This is a genomic window from Halobacterium sp. KA-4 (genome assembly GCF_021028995.1).
Taxonomy (GTDB): domain Archaea; phylum Halobacteriota; class Halobacteria; order Halobacteriales; family Halobacteriaceae; genus Halobacterium.
In genome coordinates, this window is the sequence record NZ_JAJJZG010000026.1 from 1 (window position 1) to 13,908 (window position 13,908).

The window sequence follows — 13,908 nt, forward strand, 5'->3', positions numbered from 1 at the left end:
ATCCCGGTCTTCGCGGCGGCGACGTCGAAGTCCGCGACGACGGCGTCGTACTGCGCGCGAACAGCCGCGGGGTCGAGGACGGTGTGTGGGTGACGCCCGTGGTGTTCTGGGCGGTGACGGCGGTGAGCGCCGAGGTGCCGAACGCGCCGCAGGCCTCGAACGTCTTCAAGTCGGCCTGTGCGCCCGCGCCGCCGCCGCTGTCCGACCCGGCGACCGTGAGCGCGACGGGACGCATCAGTCGTCGGCGGCGGGCGCGGCCCGCGACGGCAGTTCGACCGCGGGCTCGTCCGAGCCGAGTTCGTCGAGGACGGCGTTCGCGGCGGCCTTCCCGGAGAGCAGCATCGCGCCGAACGTCGGGCCCATGCGCGTGAGGCCGTGGACGGTCGCCGTGGAGAGCCCGGCGGTAATCAGGCCGTCGTGGACCTTGCCGGTCTGCTCGACGACCTTGTCCTCGCTGTCGGCGACCCACATCGAGTCGTGGCCGGGGGAGTCATGGCCGGGCGCGCCGTACTCGCCGTCCTCGGTCTTGTCCATGCCCGTGTTGTGCTCGTCGGCGTGTTCGATGCCCGCCGCGTCAACGACGCCACGCTCCTGGAGTTTGGAGACGACGACGGCGTCGTGGCCCGTGGCGTCGACGACCACGTCGGACTCGACGGCGATGGGGTCGACGCACGTGAGTTCGCGGGGGAGCGCGTGGACGGGCGTCCAGTTCATCACGATGCCCGCGACCTCGTGGTCATCGCGCACGACGACGTCCGTGAATTCGGTCATGTTCTGGATGCGCGCGCCGGCGTCGCAGGCGGCCTTGATGAGCGACGAGCAGGCGTGGGGGCCGTCCGCGACCGCGAGTCCCTCGGTCTCGTCGTCGTACTCGTAGGGGACGCCGAGGTCGTCGAGGACGTCGTCGGCGGGCGCGCGGACGGTGAGTTTGTTCATCAGGAAGCCGCCGAGCCAGAACCCACCACCCAGGTAGTTGTTCTTCTCGACGACGGTGACGTCGACGTCGCGCTCGGCGAGCTCTTTGGCGGCCATCAGCCCGGAGGGGCCGCCGCCGACGATGATGACGTCGGTCTCGGTGTCGTCGATGAACTCCTCGGTCCACTGGCGAGCGATTGCGCGGGTGACCTGTGCTTCGTCTGCGTCGGCGAACGAGTCGAACGACATATTCGCTAGTGATACAACCGACTACTTATCGGTTGGGATGTGCAACCGTGGCAGCGAGACGGGGAACGAGGTTCGACATTACGCGACCGCCGAGCGCGGCGTGCACCCGGCGCGGCGACACCCTACCCATCGGAATCCCTTTCTCCGTGCGCGCCCTCTGTTCTGGTATCACATTTCTCGTCCAGCGTAGCCCGCTAGCGCCGGGCTACACACGGTCGCGTAACTCGCAACTCACCCACACAGCCAGCGGGAGCGGCGCGTTCGCGCGGCCGGAGGTGAACGCGTGAATCCGAACCGCGTGGACAGCCTCACGGACCTCGCGTACGGCGTGCTCATCTTCGTCTCCGTGGTGCTGTTCTCCATCGTCGGGACCCAGACCGGGCTGGCGTTCGGGCTCGGGGTGTTGGCGTCGTTCGTCATCCACATCGCGTGGAAGATGGCGCGCTTCGACCCCGACTGGATGACGGAGGCGGTCAGCGACACCGTCGAGGAAACCGTCAGCGAGACTGTCGACGAGACGGTCGAGGAGAAGGTCGGCGAAACTGTCGAGCAGACCGTCGAGGAGACGGTCGAAGAAACCGTCGAGAAGTCCGTCGGCGAAACCGTCGACCAGACCGTCGAAGCCAGCGTGGAGGAGACGGTCGGTGAGACGGTCGAGGAGAAAGTCGGCGAGACAGTCGAGAAAACTGTCGAAGAGACGGTCGAGGAGACGGTCGAGGAGACCGTCGGAGAAACGGTCGAAGAGAAGGTCGGCGAGACAGTCGAGAAAACTGTCGAGGAGACAGTTGGCGACACAGTCGAGGAGAAAGTCGGCGAAACCGTCGAGGAGACCGTGGAGAAGACCGTCGAAGAAACGGTGGGCGAGACAGTCGAGGAGAAGGTCGGCGAAACCGTCGAAGAAACTGTCGAGGAGACAGTCGAGGAAACGATGGAGGAGACGGTCGAGAAGACTGTCGAAGAGACCGTGGAGAAGACCGTCGAGCAGACGACGGCCGACGGCGAAGCCGACGACGAGTCGGTCGAGGAGAAGGTCGAAGCCGTCGAAGAGCGGTACGGCGACGAAGACGGCGAAGACGACACCGAGGACGAGGAGAAGCAGTCGCGAGACGACGTCGAACCCGACGAGGACGAGCCCAAATGAGCGCGCTCGTTACGCGCGCCGACAGCGGGGTGGCGGCGTGATTAGCGTCCTGCTCCTCGTGGGCATCCTGGTGGCGATGTTCGTCGGCTTCAACGTCGGCGGGTCGACGACGGGGCCGGCGTTCGGCCCCGCAGTCGGCGCGGACGCCATCTCGAAGCCCGTCGCGGCGATGCTGATGACCGTGTTCTTCGCCATCGGCGCGTGGACGCTCGGCCGCCGCGTCGTGGACACGCTCGGCCGCGAACTCGTCACGAACCCCGGAATCTTCACGCTGGAGGCGAGCATCGGCGTGCTGTTCTTCGTGGGGTTGGCGCTGTTCGTCGGGAACTTCTTCGGCGTCCCCGCGTCGACATCGATGACGGCCGTCGGCGCTATCGCGGGACTGGGCGTCGCCCGCAACGCCCTCGACTGGGCAGTGTTCGGCGAAATCGCTATCTGGTGGCTGGTCGCGCCCGTCATCGGCTTCTGGGTGTCGCTGGTCATCGGCCGGTACTTCTACGCGCGATTGCACCGGCTCATCGCGATGGAGCGCAGCGCCGGCGACCTGCTGAAAGTCGACCGCTCGGGCGTCGTCCCGGTGCCGCGACCCACGGAGACGACGAACCGCCGCGAGCTGTGGGGTGTCACGACAGTCATCGCTATCGGCTGTCTGATGGCTTTCAGTTCGGGGACGAGCAACGTCGCCAACGCCATCGCGCCGCTCGTCGGCAGCGGCGTCCTCGAGATGAACCCGGCAATCATCATCGGCTGCGTGGCGGTCGGCATCGGCGCGTTCACCATCGCGCGCCGCACGCTCGAGACGATGGGCAGCGACATCACGGAACTCCCGCTGACGGCGGCCATCGTTGTCGCCGTCGTGAGCGCGTCGCTGGTCATCTTCCTGTCGGCCATCGGCATCCCGGCGAGCTTCGTCGTCATCGCCACCATGTCCATCGTCGGCCTCGGCTGGGGGCGCGCGACGCGGCCGGTCTCCGTGCCCGAGGCAGTTCGAGGGGAAGGCGAGGTTCCCGTCTCCGTCGGTGGGCTCGCTGCAGACGAAGACGGCGGCGAGGAGGTCCCGGAAATCGGCGAGGAGGAGCCCGAGGACATCCCGAGCGCGTCGGACCTCTTCGACCCCGGGACGACCGCCCGGGTCGTCCTGATGCAGAACGTCGTTCCGATGCTGGCGACTATCGGCGCCTACCTCACGTTCCGCTTCGTCCCCATCTTCGGCTTCTAACGGGGACGACCTTCACAGCGTCCAGAAGAACGAGATACCCGCGACCGTGACCACCGACAACAGCAACTGCAGCGGCATCCCGACGCGGACGTAGTCACCGAATTTGTAGCCGCCGGGCCCGTAGACGAAGAGGTTCGTCTGGTAGCCGACGGGCGTCATGAACGCCGTCGAGGCCGCGAACGTCACAGCGAGCACGAACGCGAACGGGTTCGCGCCGACTTCCAGGGCGGCTTCGACGGCGACGGGAATCATCAACACGACGCTGGCGTTGTTCGAGATGATGCCCGTGATGAGGCTCGTCGACACGTAGAACACCCACAGCACGCCGATGGCGGGGAGGAACTCGCCGGTCGCCGCGACGAGCGCGCCGAGCAGTTCCGCGCCCCCGGTCTGTTCGAGGGCGATGCCGAGCGGAATCACGCCCGCCAGCAGGAAGATGACGTTCCAGTCCACGGAGTCGTAGATTTCGCCGGGCCGCAGCACGCCGGTGGCGACCATCGCGACGACGCCCGCGAGCGCCGACACGACGATGTTGATGGGGAGCAGCGTCGCCGCGCCGATGACGCCGACGATGGTGGCGACGGCGTACGGAATCTTCTCGGTGCGGTAGTCGGGCTCCTCGGGCTCGTGCGCGAGGATGAAGTCCGGGCTCTGGGAGAGCCGGTCGATGCTGTCCTCGGGTGCCTGAATCAGCAGCGTGTCGCCGACGCGGAGCTTGAGTTCGTCCATGCGCTGGCGGACGGTCTCCCCGCGGGAGCGGTACGCCAGTACGTTCGCGTCGTAGCGCCCGCGGAACGACGACGACTTCAGCGTCTCGCCGACCAGCGACGACCCCGACTGGATGACGAGTTCGACCAGCGTCTGCTCTTCTTCCGTGCTTGGCTCCAACTCGGGGTCAGTCTCGGGCGCGCCCGTCAACGCGAGGTCGTCGACATCCGCGATGGCGGCCAGCGTCTGCCGGTCGGTCCGAATCGTGAGCACGTCCCCGGGCTTGATGACTTTCTGCCCGATGGGCTCGATGAAGCGCTCGCCGCCGCGCACGAGCTGGAGCACGTCGGCGTCGAAGCGCTGCTCGTCGATGGCCTCCGAGACGGTCTTCCCGACGAGCGGCGAGGACGCCTGCACGACGACCTCGCTGAGGTAGTCCTGCATGTCGTACTCCGCGAGGTAGTCCTCTTCCGGGGGGACGCGCTCGGGGAGCAGCCAGTAGCCAATCGTCATCAGGTACGCGGAGCCGACGACGAGCACGATTGCGCCGAGGTGCGTGAATTCGAACATCGAGAACGCGTGCAGCGCGTCGATGCCGCGCTCGGAGCCGATGCGCTCGGCGGTCTGACTCGCGAGGATGTTCGTCGACGTCCCGATGAGCGTGAGCATGCCGCCGAGCATCGACGCGAACGACAGCGGCATCAGCAGCTTGGAGGGCGACGTGCCGCCCTTGTGCGCGAGGTCGCTGATGACCGGGACGAGGATGGCGACCACGGGCGTGTTGTTGATGAACCCGGACGCGGGGCCGGTCGCGAGAATCGTCGACGCGAGCTGGCGGTGTTTGTTCGTGCCCGCGAACGCCGACATCCACCGGCCGATAATCTGGACGACGCCGGACCGAGAGATGCCGTTGCTCAGGATGAGCATCGCCAGGACGGTGATAGTCGCGGGGTTCGAGAACCCAGACAGGCCCTCGGTGACGGAGATGTTCGTCCAATCCTGCAGGACCATCAGCGTCACCATCACGAGAATCGCCGTGACGTCCAGCGGCAGCGCCTCCGTCACGAACAACACCAGCGTCACCGCGACGAGCACGAAGACGACTGCCATCTCGGGCGTCACGGGGGGGAGGTCCCCGAGCACGGCGAGCGGCAGAGACGCGAACATGGGAGGACTGTCGTCGGTGGGTTACAACAGCCTGACGGTCGCTGTGCTGGCGAGGCGAAAACAACGGGGAGGGAGCGACGCGGCGACGGGCCGCGTCAGAACGGTGGCGCGCTTAGGCGCCGGCTTCTTCGAGCGCGTCCTCGAGCTGGTCGCGCTGCGTGACGCCGACGAAGCGTTCGACGACGCCGTCGTCGTCCTCGATGACGACGGTCGGAATCGAGCGAACCTGGTACTCGTTGGCGACGTCCTCGTTCTCGTCGACGTCGATTTTCTCGAAGGTGACGCGGTCGCCGTAGTCCTCCTCGAGATCCTCGAGGATGGGGTCCTGCGTCTTGCAGGGGCCACACCAGTCGGCGTAGAAGTCCTTGATGGTGACAGTCATCGGTCTATTTGCCCTTACCCCGCGCCCCGCATAAGGGTTTCTCACGGGACCACCCTCGCCGCTTCGTCGCGCCCACGAACGGGGGGACCACCGCATCGAGAGCGGCGGTACGGCACGGCTCGCGGGGTTGCAGCGGGCGCGACCGCGTGGACACGAAAGGTTTACGCGGGCTCGGTTCCGAATCGGATACATGAGCAGTGGTGAGAACTCCGGCGGGCTGATGTCCAGCGCAGGGCTGGTCCGTTACTTCGACTCCGAGGACCCGAACGCCATCCGCATCGACCCGCGCTCCGTGGTGGCGACGGGCGCGTTCTTCGGCATCGCCGTACTACTACTGCAGTTCTTCGCGTAACCCGACCCCGAGAGGCTTTTTCCGTGGCGGTTCGTAAGCGAGCACATGACTGTTAGCGCCGGCGTCGTCGCCGTGCAGGGGGACGTCTCCGAGCACGCCGAGGCCATCCGTCGGGCCGCCGCCGAGCACGGGCTGGACGCCGAGGTCACCGAGATTCGGCGTTCCGGGCTCGTGCCCGACTGTGACATCCTGTTGTTGCCGGGCGGGGAGTCGACCGCGATTTCGCGGCTGCTCGCCCGGGAGGGCATCGACGAGGAAGTGAAGGCGCACGTCGACGCCGGGAAGCCGATGCTGGCGACGTGCGCGGGCCTCATCGTCTCCTCGACCGACGCCAACGACGACCGCGTGCAGACGCTGGACCTCGTGGACGCGACCGTCGACCGGAACGCGTTCGGCCGGCAGAAGGACTCCTTCGAGGCGCCGCTGGACGTCGACGGGCTCGACGAGCCGTTCCCCGCGGTGTTCATCCGCGCGCCGCTGGTCGCCGAAGTGGGTGAGGACGTGGACGTGCTCGCGGACTGGGAGGGGAACCCGGTCGCGATTCGGGACGGCCCGGTCGTCGGCACGTCGTTCCACCCCGAACTCACGAACGACTCCCGCATGCACGACCTCGCATTCTTCCAGAACGAGGAGGCAAGTTTTTGACCGTCCTCGCGAAAACGTGACCATGAACGCTCACATCGACGGCGTCCGCGTGGCGGGGACGCCGGACGGTCCGCTGCCGGTCGTACTCGTCGGCGTCGACGGGGAGGACGACGTGCTCCCCATCTTCGTCGGCTTCGAGGAGGCCACCAGCATCGCGCGCGGGCTGGACGCCACCGACATCGGACGGCCGCTGACCCACGACCTCACGCTCGACCTCGTCGAGGAGCTCGGCGGCCGCATCGACCACGTCGCGGTGTCAGACGTCGAGGAGGGGACCTACTACGCGGACCTCCACGTCGACACGCCGCGCGGCGGGGCAGTCGTGGACGCGCGCCCGAGCGACTCGCTGGCGCTGGCGGCGCGCACCGACGCCCCAATCGAGGTCGCCGAAGCCGTCTTCGAGGACGGCCGCCGCGACCCCGCGGAGTTCGACGACCTCGACGACATCCGCGAGGTGATGGCGGCGTGAGCGACGTGCTCCGCGAGCTGTTCGCTGTCATCGAGGACCGCAAGGAGACGCTCCCCGAGGACTCCTACACGGCCGAACTGTTCACGCACGAGAAGGGCGAGAACGCCGCCCTGGAGAAGCTCGGGGAGGAAGCCACGGAGTTCCTGCTCGCCGCGAAGGACGGGGACGAGGACGAACTCGCCCACGAGGGCGCGGACATCATCTACCACATGCTCGTCGTGCTCGCCCAGCACGACATGGACGCCGACGACCTGCTTGACGAACTGGAAGCGCGGCGGTAGCCGACGACTAGTGTCGCTCAAGTAGCCGGGCACGAAAGCCCGGCACATGCACGCTGTCACTTCTGCGGACGGTACCGAAGTCGGGTACGAGACGCGCGGCGACGGCCAGCCACTCGTGCTCGTCCACGGGACCAGCGCGCGCAAGGAGAGTTTCCGCGACCTCGTGCCCAACCTCGCCGACGACTTCGAGATCGTGACCTACGACCGGCGTGGCAGGGGGGTGAGCGGTGACAGCGACGAGTACAGTTTCGAGCGCGAAGTCGAGGACCTCCGAGCGGTCGTCGAAGCCGTCGCTGGCGAGCCAATCGTGCTCGGGCACTCCTTCGGCGGATTGGTCGCGCTCGAAGCCGCCAACGAGATGGATATCGACCGGCTGGTGCTGTACGAGCCCTCGATTCTGGTGGGCGAGCCACACGGCGGCGACCTCGGCGAACGGATACGTGCGCGCCTCGCGGACGGCGACCGCGTCGGTGCCGTCGAAGTGTTCCTCGACGCAGTCGGCGCTGCCGACCTGCTCCCGCAGCCGGCGGTCGAGCAGGCCGCGGGCATCGTGGAGACGGTCGCGCGCGAAATCGAGGTCGTCGAGGACTACGGCCTCGAGGACCCGGAGACGGGCGTGCCGACGCTGCTCGTGCTCGGCGAACAGGGTCCCGAGAACCTCCGCGAGGCGGTGGAGACGCTGGACGGCGCGCTCGCGGAGACGGAGCGCGCGGAGTTAACCGGTGTCGGGCACCTCGGCATCAACACCGCGCCCGAACAGCTCGCCGACGCGGTTCGCGAGTTCGCGCGGGACTAGGCGAGGAAGCCGCCGATGGCGCCCGCGATGGCGCTGTCGATGGCGAGCAGGCCGAAGAAGACGAGCGCTATCGCGCCGATACCGAGTCCGAGCAGTCCCACCGGTAAGAGGCCGGTCGCGGAGAACACGACCCCGAGCACGAGGACGAGCGCGGCGACGAGGAGGCCGCCGAGCGCGCCCGCGAGGAAACCGTGAACGGCGCCGCTCCAGACGCCGTCGTCGGCCATCCAGCCCGCGACGAAGCCGCCGACGAGGCCGGCGGCCGCGTGGCCGATGCCCGGGAGCGCGAACGCGAACACGCCGAGCACGAACTCCACGGCGAACCCAGTGAGGACCGCACGCCAGTTGACCATACCGGGGGAGAGGCGGGCGACGCCGAAAAGCCTCGCGGGCCGCGTCGGTCCCGATACGTGTGCTTTTACGTCTCGCAGGCCTACTTCGCTGTATGATTTTCGAGAACCTGCCGACGACGCCGACGTCGGAGGAGCTCCTCGACAAGGCGTTCTCGCGGGCAGCCCGGGCGGGCCGCGCGAAGGGCGGCTACGAGGCCCAGGAGTCGATGCTGCAGACGTCGTCGAACATCCTCGGTGACAACCTCCACAACGTCGTGACGGCGTGGCCGGACTTCGACACCGTCGACCCGTTCTACTACGAACTTGCGGACGCCGTGCTCCGACGGGAGTTCGACGACGACCGCGGGATAGACGCACTCCGCCAGCACCTCTCCGAGATTTCGTGGGCGGCGAACAAGACCCACGACCTCGGCCGAGAGTACATCGGGAAGCTCCCCCGGGGCGACACGGACTCGATGCGGAAGGTCCGCAAGCAGGGGTTCGCGCGCATGGGCTCCGTGATGGACCAAATCGAGGAGGACCTCGACGCCGTGGGCCGCGCCCGCGACGCGCTCAAGGGCCTCCCCGAAATCGACCCCGACGACCCGACCATCGTGGTCGCGGGCTACCCGAACGTCGGCAAGTCGTCGTTCGTCAACGAGGTCTCGACGTCGAACATCGAGACCGCGGAGTACCCGTTCACGACGAAGGGAATCGAGGTCGGCCACCTCGACGTCGAGCGCGTGCGCTGGCAAATCGTGGACACGCCCGGCCTGCTCGACCGGCCGGTCGACGAGCGCAACGAAATCGAGAACCAGGCCGTCTCCGCGCTCGCGCACGCCGGCGACGTCATCCTGTTCTTCCTCGACGCCAGCGAGACGTGCGGGTACATGCTCGAGGACCAGCGCGCGCTCCGCGCAGAGGTCGCCGACCAGTTCGGCGACGTGCCGCTCGTGACCGTCTGCAACAAGGCGGACCTCTCCGAGGACGTGGCGGCGGACTGCTACATGAGCGTGGAGAACGGCGAGGGCGTCCAGGAGACGCTGGACGCAGCGGTCGAGGCCGTCGGCCACGAGCCGACGCTCCCCCACGAGGAGTAGTCAGCCGGGCCGCTGGCGGTAGACGTACCTGACTTCTAGTTCGACGTCGTGGTCCGTGGTCGCGGCGACGCGTTCGTTCAGTCGGTCGTAGAGCTCGGGGTAGTCAGCGCCGGGCGGGACGCCGACGGTGACGACGACGCGCTGTGACTCGCGCTGAATCAACCCCTGTTCGTACTCGTAGCGCGTGTCCAGCAGCGTGGCGTCCTCGTACTGGGGCTGTGAGAGGACGTCACTGAGGGCGTCGTTGATGGCCTGTTCCTCGGTGGCGGACTGGTAGGACGTGTACGTGACGCCGCCGAGGAACGCCGACAGCACGACGATGGCGACGGCGAGCGCGGCGCCGCGCTTCAGCAGCGCCGAGCGCGCCTGCCCGATTTCGAAGAAGCGCTGTGGGCGGTAGCCCGAGTACCACAACACGACGAGGGCGGCGAGGTTGATGGAGAGGACGTTCACCATGACGAGCACGCCGGACCCAACTGCGAGCGTCGGGACGCCCCACGCGATGCCGATGCCGACGCTGGCCGCCGGCGGAATCAACGCGACGGCGATGGCGACGCCGACCAGCGCCGAGGAGACGCCGGTCATCAGGCTGAACACGCCCGCGACACCGGCGCCGAGCGCGACCACCAGCGAGAGGAAGTCCGGGCGAAGGCGCTCGCTGACTTCCGACAGCGTCAACACGTCTAACCCCGGCGGGACGACGTTCGTGAATTTCACGAAGAACGCGAACGCCGCCGCGCCGACGACGGCGAGCACGACGCCGACCAGCTGGAGGTAGACGCCGCGCCGGAACAGGTCCTCGTCGTCGACGACGGTGCCGACGCTCGCGGACATCGCCGGACCCAACAGCGGCGCGATGACCATGGAGCCGACGACCGTCGCCGGCGAGTCCAACAGCAGGCCCGCGGTCGCGATGATGGTGCTGACGAGCGTCATCACGACGTACGTGCGCCGCGACGGCGCGAGGTCCTTGGCGCGCGCGACGAGTTCCTCGCGGGCGATTTTGTCGCCGTTCTCCTCCTTCTCGGTGTAGCGCTCTTCGAGGTCGTCGAAGTGCCGGGAGACGACCGTCTCCGCGCTCAGGACGACGGTGTAGGAGTCCTCGGAGAGCCCCGCAGAGCGGAGCGCCTCCAGCGCGTCCTCGACGCCCTCGGTGGGTATCGGGAAGTGGACGACGGCGTTGTAGTCGCGGCCGCTGGTCTCGTCGCTGACCACGTAGTCGATACCCTCGTCGTCGAGCGCGTCGAGGACGGCCTCGCGTTTGCCCGTCGGAACGGTCGCCTGAACGAGTCGCACGACTGCGCGTTCACGGGGGCAGAAGAAAAGCGTTCAGGGGACGACGCTCAGGCGACGGTCGCGTTGTACGTCACGCGGACGTCCGCCGTGACGGTGACTGGCCCGGACTCCACAGACGTCCCGGAGGCGGCAGCGGCGCCAGCCGAGAGCGCGGCCGACTCGACCTGGTACGCGCGGTAGTTCGTGTTCGTGGAGACGATGGTGTGAGTGTCGGTCACCGAGAGGCCGCCTGCGTCGGCGAGCGTGGCGGCGCGCGTCTCCGCGTTGCCCATCGCGTTCGTCAGCGCGTCCTGGTAGAGGGACTCGCGCTTCTCGTCGGAGAGCGTGAACGAGACGCCGTCGACGCGGTCGGCGCCGTTGTTCACGGCGGTGTCGACGACCTCGCCGGCCGAATCGGTGTCCTCGACGGTGATCTCGAACGCGTGCGTGCCGACGTACTGGCCGCGCTCGATGCCTTCACCGGTCCGCTCGCGCTCCTGTCGGATGTCGAAGTGCGCGGTACGGATGTTCTCGGAAGGGATGCCGTACGATTCCAGCGCCGACTGCATCTCCCCGGCGCGGGCGGCAATCTCGTCGCGGACCGCCGACGAGTCGTTCCCGGTGGCCGTCACCGCGACCCGGACGACCGCCTGGTCGGGGGTTGCCTCCACGGTGCCGTCCGCGGAGACCGTAATCGACTGTCCGTCGGGGGCTGCCTGGCCGGCCGTCGCCGACCCGCTCCCGAGAGTGAGGGCGCCGGCGACCCCAGCGGTCACCAGCAGGGCGGTACCGAGGACCGCGAGCAGGAGTGTTTGCTGTCGCATCACACACCACGCTACGACGGGCGACCCCTTCAACCTCGCTCAGAGTGAAACCCGCGTTTGAGCGTGCGCCCCCGGACGCGGGACTTAACCCCGCCGACCGGCTACGAACGGTATGTTCGACACCCGCCCCGACCGAAGCGACGAGGTCGTCCTCGTCGGCCGGTCGAACGTCGGCAAGTCCACGCTCATGCGGGAGATTACCGGCCACAGCGTGGCGACCGGCCAGAAGCCCGGCGTCACCCGGAAACCCAACCACTACGACTGGACCAGCGACGACTTCGTCGTCACCGACCTCCCCGGCTTCGGCTTCATGTCCGGCGTCGAAGACGACGTCCGCGAACGCATCAAGACCGACGTCGTCCGCTACCTGGAGGACAACGCCGAGCACATCATGGTCGGTGTGCTCGTCCTCGACGGCAAAGCCGCCGTCGACATCATCGACCGCCACACCAGTGAGGAGGAAATCCCGCACGTCGTCGAACTGTTCTACCTCCTCCAGGACCTCGACATCCAGCCGGTCGTCGCCGTCAACAAGATGGACAAAGTCGACGACCGCGACGAACGCCTCGACGACATCGCCGACCGCCTCGGCCTCCACCCCCCCTGGAAGCAGTGGCAGGACACCATCGCCCCCATCGCCGCCAAACACGGCCGCACCGACGCCTTCGACGACGCCGTCCGCACGCACCTCGAAGCCGAGAAGCGCGACGACCTGAAGAAATTCTTCTGAACGCACTTTTTGCTGCGCGAGCGGCCGCAGGCCGCTCGCTGGCAAAAACTTGCGGAAAAAGCACTCCTCGCTCCCTGCGGTCGCTCGTCGGCCTCGCGGCTTCACCGCGAGTGAACCGCGAGCGCCATTAATGAGTGAGGAATCTTTTGTAGGGTCGGTTCGATATGCTGGCAATGGGACGCGAGCGACGCAAAGAGATCAAGCGTCACATCTCAGAGGAGAAGCTCAACGAGCTTCTCCGCGACGCCGAAGACAAACACAGGATTCGGCGTCTCGGGTTCGTGAAGAATCTCTACCAAGGCGACACGATTGCGGAAGCTGCCGACCGGGAAGCTCGGTCGGCAGCGACCGGCCGCCGATGGGCGGATGCTTGGAACGAAGGCGGAATAGAAGAACTGATGCCGAGTTTCGGGGGCGGCCGTCCCCCGAAACTCGACGAGGACGAACAACAAGAACTGCTCGAACTACTCCAAGAGGGCCAGCCATGGAAATCACAGGAGATACAGCATCTTCTGGCCGAAGAGTTCGGTGTCGAGTACCACCCAGATTACCTCGGGAAGTTTCTCCGAGATCTTGGGTTGTCGTACGCGAAACCCCGGCCGAAACGACCGAATAGGCCGGAGAATCCTGAGGAAGTTCTCGACGAGCGCGTCGCCGACGCGCTCGACGAGACTGACGACCAACCCCACAACAAGGAGGAAGGTGACGAAGAAGACGGATGGGTTGTCGACGACGATATTTGTACAGACGGCGGGACAGTCATCGGCTTTTTCGATGCCTCACACCCACAGCCGTACGATAATTCGCGGCGGGTGTGGTACGTCGATGACCCGCACGTTGAACGGCCGCTAGTCAAGACCGAAGACTCAGCGGTCGGATTCTACGCATTGAACGGAGAAAGTCTGGTTCGTTGGACTGAAACAGAGGAGAAAGAGAAGATTTGCAGCGTCTTAGAGACGGTCCGCGAGCAGAATCCGGGACAGCGGATTCTGCTCGTCTTGGATAAGCACGGATCGCATATCTGTGAATACACGCGCAAGCGCGCACATCAACTAGGAATCGACCTGATCTTTCTTCCATCAGGTTCGCCGCATCTCAACCCAATTGAGCAAGTCTGGAAACAGCTGAAATGGACGATGTCGCCGATTATCGTCGGCGACGAGGACGAATTTCACGAACTCGTCAAGGACGTATTTGAACAAGTGACACAGCGAGTCAGCTACGCCAAAAAGTGGTGTGAGAAGTTCCTTAGCGTTCAGAAGTTATCTTGATCATTAACGGCGCTCGCGGATGCTCGTCGTCGGCTGCTTCACTCTGCCGTAC

The 13,908-nt window shown here is 66.7% G+C and carries 16 protein-coding genes and 1 pseudogene; 10 read left to right on the forward strand and 7 right to left on the reverse strand.

Annotation, left to right across the window (positions count from 1 at the left end):
* Both LPA44_RS16510 and LPA44_RS16515 read right to left on the reverse strand, forming a co-directional pair.
* Window positions 1-235 (reverse strand): annotated as a pseudogene (locus tag LPA44_RS16510) (bifunctional hydroxymethylpyrimidine kinase/phosphomethylpyrimidine kinase); the annotation flags it as partial.
* Window positions 235-1,164, reverse strand: a complete 930-nt coding sequence (locus tag LPA44_RS16515; RefSeq protein WP_230890597.1) for a sulfide-dependent adenosine diphosphate thiazole synthase — start codon at window positions 1,162-1,164, stop codon at window positions 235-237. The pseudogene LPA44_RS16510 and the gene LPA44_RS16515, both read right to left, overlap by 1 nt.
* A 283-nt stretch (window positions 1,165-1,447) precedes the next feature.
* Here LPA44_RS16515 and LPA44_RS16520 point away from each other — a divergent pair, with 283 nt between their 5' ends.
* Window positions 1,448-2,305, forward strand: coding sequence for a hypothetical protein (locus tag LPA44_RS16520; RefSeq protein WP_230890598.1), 858 nt, complete (start codon window positions 1,448-1,450; stop codon window positions 2,303-2,305).
* Between the two features lie 37 nt (window positions 2,306-2,342).
* Window positions 2,343-3,524, forward strand: coding sequence for an inorganic phosphate transporter (locus LPA44_RS16525; protein WP_230890599.1), 1,182 nt, complete (start codon window positions 2,343-2,345; stop codon window positions 3,522-3,524).
* Between the two features lie 12 nt (window positions 3,525-3,536).
* Here the strand turns inward: LPA44_RS16525 and LPA44_RS16530 are convergent, their stop codons facing one another.
* Both LPA44_RS16530 and trxA read right to left on the reverse strand, forming a co-directional pair.
* Window positions 3,537-5,399: an SLC13 family permease gene (locus tag LPA44_RS16530; protein ID WP_442903411.1), complete on the reverse strand. Its 1,863-nt coding sequence runs from the start codon at window positions 5,397-5,399 to the stop codon at window positions 3,537-3,539.
* A 112-nt stretch (window positions 5,400-5,511) separates the two neighbouring features.
* Complete coding sequence (gene trxA, locus LPA44_RS16535; protein ID WP_059055243.1) at window positions 5,512-5,781, reverse strand: thioredoxin; 270 nt, start codon at window positions 5,779-5,781, stop codon at window positions 5,512-5,514.
* A gap of 190 nt (window positions 5,782-5,971) precedes the next feature.
* Between trxA and LPA44_RS16540 the strand changes: the two genes are divergently transcribed.
* The 5 genes from LPA44_RS16540 to LPA44_RS16560 are packed head-to-tail and all read left to right on the forward strand — an operon-like array spanning window position 5,972 to window position 8,324.
* A complete protein-coding gene (locus LPA44_RS16540; protein ID WP_058980779.1) occupies window positions 5,972-6,133 on the forward strand; it encodes a preprotein translocase subunit Sec61beta in 162 nt (53 codons plus the stop codon).
* A 45-nt stretch (window positions 6,134-6,178) separates the two neighbouring features.
* Window positions 6,179-6,778, forward strand: coding sequence for a pyridoxal 5'-phosphate synthase glutaminase subunit PdxT (pdxT, locus tag LPA44_RS16545; protein WP_230890600.1), 600 nt, complete (start codon window positions 6,179-6,181; stop codon window positions 6,776-6,778).
* Between the two features lie 22 nt (window positions 6,779-6,800).
* Window positions 6,801-7,247, forward strand: a complete 447-nt coding sequence (locus LPA44_RS16550) for a bifunctional nuclease family protein (protein ID WP_230890601.1) — start codon at window positions 6,801-6,803, stop codon at window positions 7,245-7,247.
* Window positions 7,244-7,528: a phosphoribosyl-ATP diphosphatase gene (gene hisE / locus LPA44_RS16555; RefSeq protein ID WP_230890602.1), complete on the forward strand. Its 285-nt coding sequence runs from the start codon at window positions 7,244-7,246 to the stop codon at window positions 7,526-7,528. Before LPA44_RS16550 ends, hisE begins: the two co-directional genes overlap by 4 nt.
* Window positions 7,529-7,574: 46 nt before the next feature.
* Entirely contained in the window at window positions 7,575-8,324 is a 750-nt protein-coding gene (locus LPA44_RS16560; protein ID WP_230890603.1) for an alpha/beta fold hydrolase, read from the forward strand.
* Here the strand turns inward: LPA44_RS16560 and LPA44_RS16565 are convergent.
* Window positions 8,321-8,677 carry a DUF5518 domain-containing protein gene (locus LPA44_RS16565; protein WP_230890604.1) on the reverse strand — a complete coding sequence of 119 codons (357 nt, stop codon included), beginning with the start codon at window positions 8,675-8,677 and terminating at the stop codon, window positions 8,321-8,323. The two genes, LPA44_RS16560 and LPA44_RS16565, sit on opposite strands and share 4 nt — an antisense overlap.
* A gap of 92 nt (window positions 8,678-8,769) precedes the next feature.
* Here LPA44_RS16565 and LPA44_RS16570 point away from each other — a divergent pair, with 92 nt between their 5' ends.
* The gene (locus LPA44_RS16570) at window positions 8,770-9,756 is read left to right on the forward strand and encodes an NOG1 family protein (RefSeq protein ID WP_230890605.1); all 987 of its coding nucleotides are present in this window, start codon (window positions 8,770-8,772) and stop codon (window positions 9,754-9,756) included.
* Here the strand turns inward: LPA44_RS16570 and LPA44_RS16575 are convergent, their stop codons facing one another.
* The gene (locus tag LPA44_RS16575; protein ID WP_230890606.1) at window positions 9,757-11,052 is read right to left on the reverse strand and encodes a TIGR00341 family protein; all 1,296 of its coding nucleotides are present in this window, start codon (window positions 11,050-11,052) and stop codon (window positions 9,757-9,759) included.
* 47 nt (window positions 11,053-11,099) lie between these two features.
* Window positions 11,100-11,855 carry an SIMPL domain-containing protein gene (locus tag LPA44_RS16580; RefSeq protein ID WP_230890607.1) on the reverse strand — a complete coding sequence of 252 codons (756 nt, stop codon included), beginning with the start codon at window positions 11,853-11,855 and terminating at the stop codon, window positions 11,100-11,102.
* 112 nt (window positions 11,856-11,967) lie between these two features.
* Here LPA44_RS16580 and engB point away from each other — a divergent pair, with 112 nt between their 5' ends.
* Both engB and LPA44_RS16590 read left to right on the forward strand, forming a co-directional pair.
* A complete protein-coding gene (gene engB / locus LPA44_RS16585) occupies window positions 11,968-12,585 on the forward strand; it encodes a GTP-binding protein EngB (RefSeq protein WP_230890608.1) in 618 nt (205 codons plus the stop codon).
* 173 nt (window positions 12,586-12,758) lie between these two features.
* The gene (locus LPA44_RS16590; protein ID WP_230890609.1) at window positions 12,759-13,856 is read left to right on the forward strand and encodes an IS630 family transposase; all 1,098 of its coding nucleotides are present in this window, start codon (window positions 12,759-12,761) and stop codon (window positions 13,854-13,856) included.
* Window positions 13,857-13,908: the final 52 nt, after the last annotated feature.

Bases quoted from the DNA above. Each gene is read 5' to 3' on its own strand.
- LPA44_RS16515 (WP_230890597.1), bottom strand. From the start codon at position 1,164: ATGTCGTTCGACTCGTTCGCCGACGCAGACGAAGCACAGGTCACCCGC.
- LPA44_RS16530 (WP_442903411.1), bottom strand. From the start codon at position 5,399: ATGTTCGCGTCTCTGCCGCTCGCCGTGCTCGGGGACCTCCCCCCCGTG.
- trxA (WP_059055243.1), bottom strand. From the start codon at position 5,781: ATGACTGTCACCATCAAGGACTTCTACGCCGACTGGTGTGGCCCCTGC.
- LPA44_RS16540 (WP_058980779.1), top strand. From the start codon at position 5,972: ATGAGCAGTGGTGAGAACTCCGGCGGGCTGATGTCCAGCGCAGGGCTG.
- pdxT (WP_230890600.1), top strand. From the start codon at position 6,179: ATGACTGTTAGCGCCGGCGTCGTCGCCGTGCAGGGGGACGTCTCCGAG.
- LPA44_RS16550 (WP_230890601.1), top strand. From the start codon at position 6,801: ATGAACGCTCACATCGACGGCGTCCGCGTGGCGGGGACGCCGGACGGT.
- LPA44_RS16560 (WP_230890603.1), top strand. From the start codon at position 7,575: ATGCACGCTGTCACTTCTGCGGACGGTACCGAAGTCGGGTACGAGACG.
- LPA44_RS16565 (WP_230890604.1), bottom strand. From the start codon at position 8,677: ATGGTCAACTGGCGTGCGGTCCTCACTGGGTTCGCCGTGGAGTTCGTG.
- LPA44_RS16570 (WP_230890605.1), top strand. From the start codon at position 8,770: ATGATTTTCGAGAACCTGCCGACGACGCCGACGTCGGAGGAGCTCCTC.
- LPA44_RS16580 (WP_230890607.1), bottom strand. From the start codon at position 11,855: ATGCGACAGCAAACACTCCTGCTCGCGGTCCTCGGTACCGCCCTGCTG.
- engB (WP_230890608.1), top strand. From the start codon at position 11,968: ATGTTCGACACCCGCCCCGACCGAAGCGACGAGGTCGTCCTCGTCGGC.
- LPA44_RS16590 (WP_230890609.1), top strand. From the start codon at position 12,759: ATGGGACGCGAGCGACGCAAAGAGATCAAGCGTCACATCTCAGAGGAG.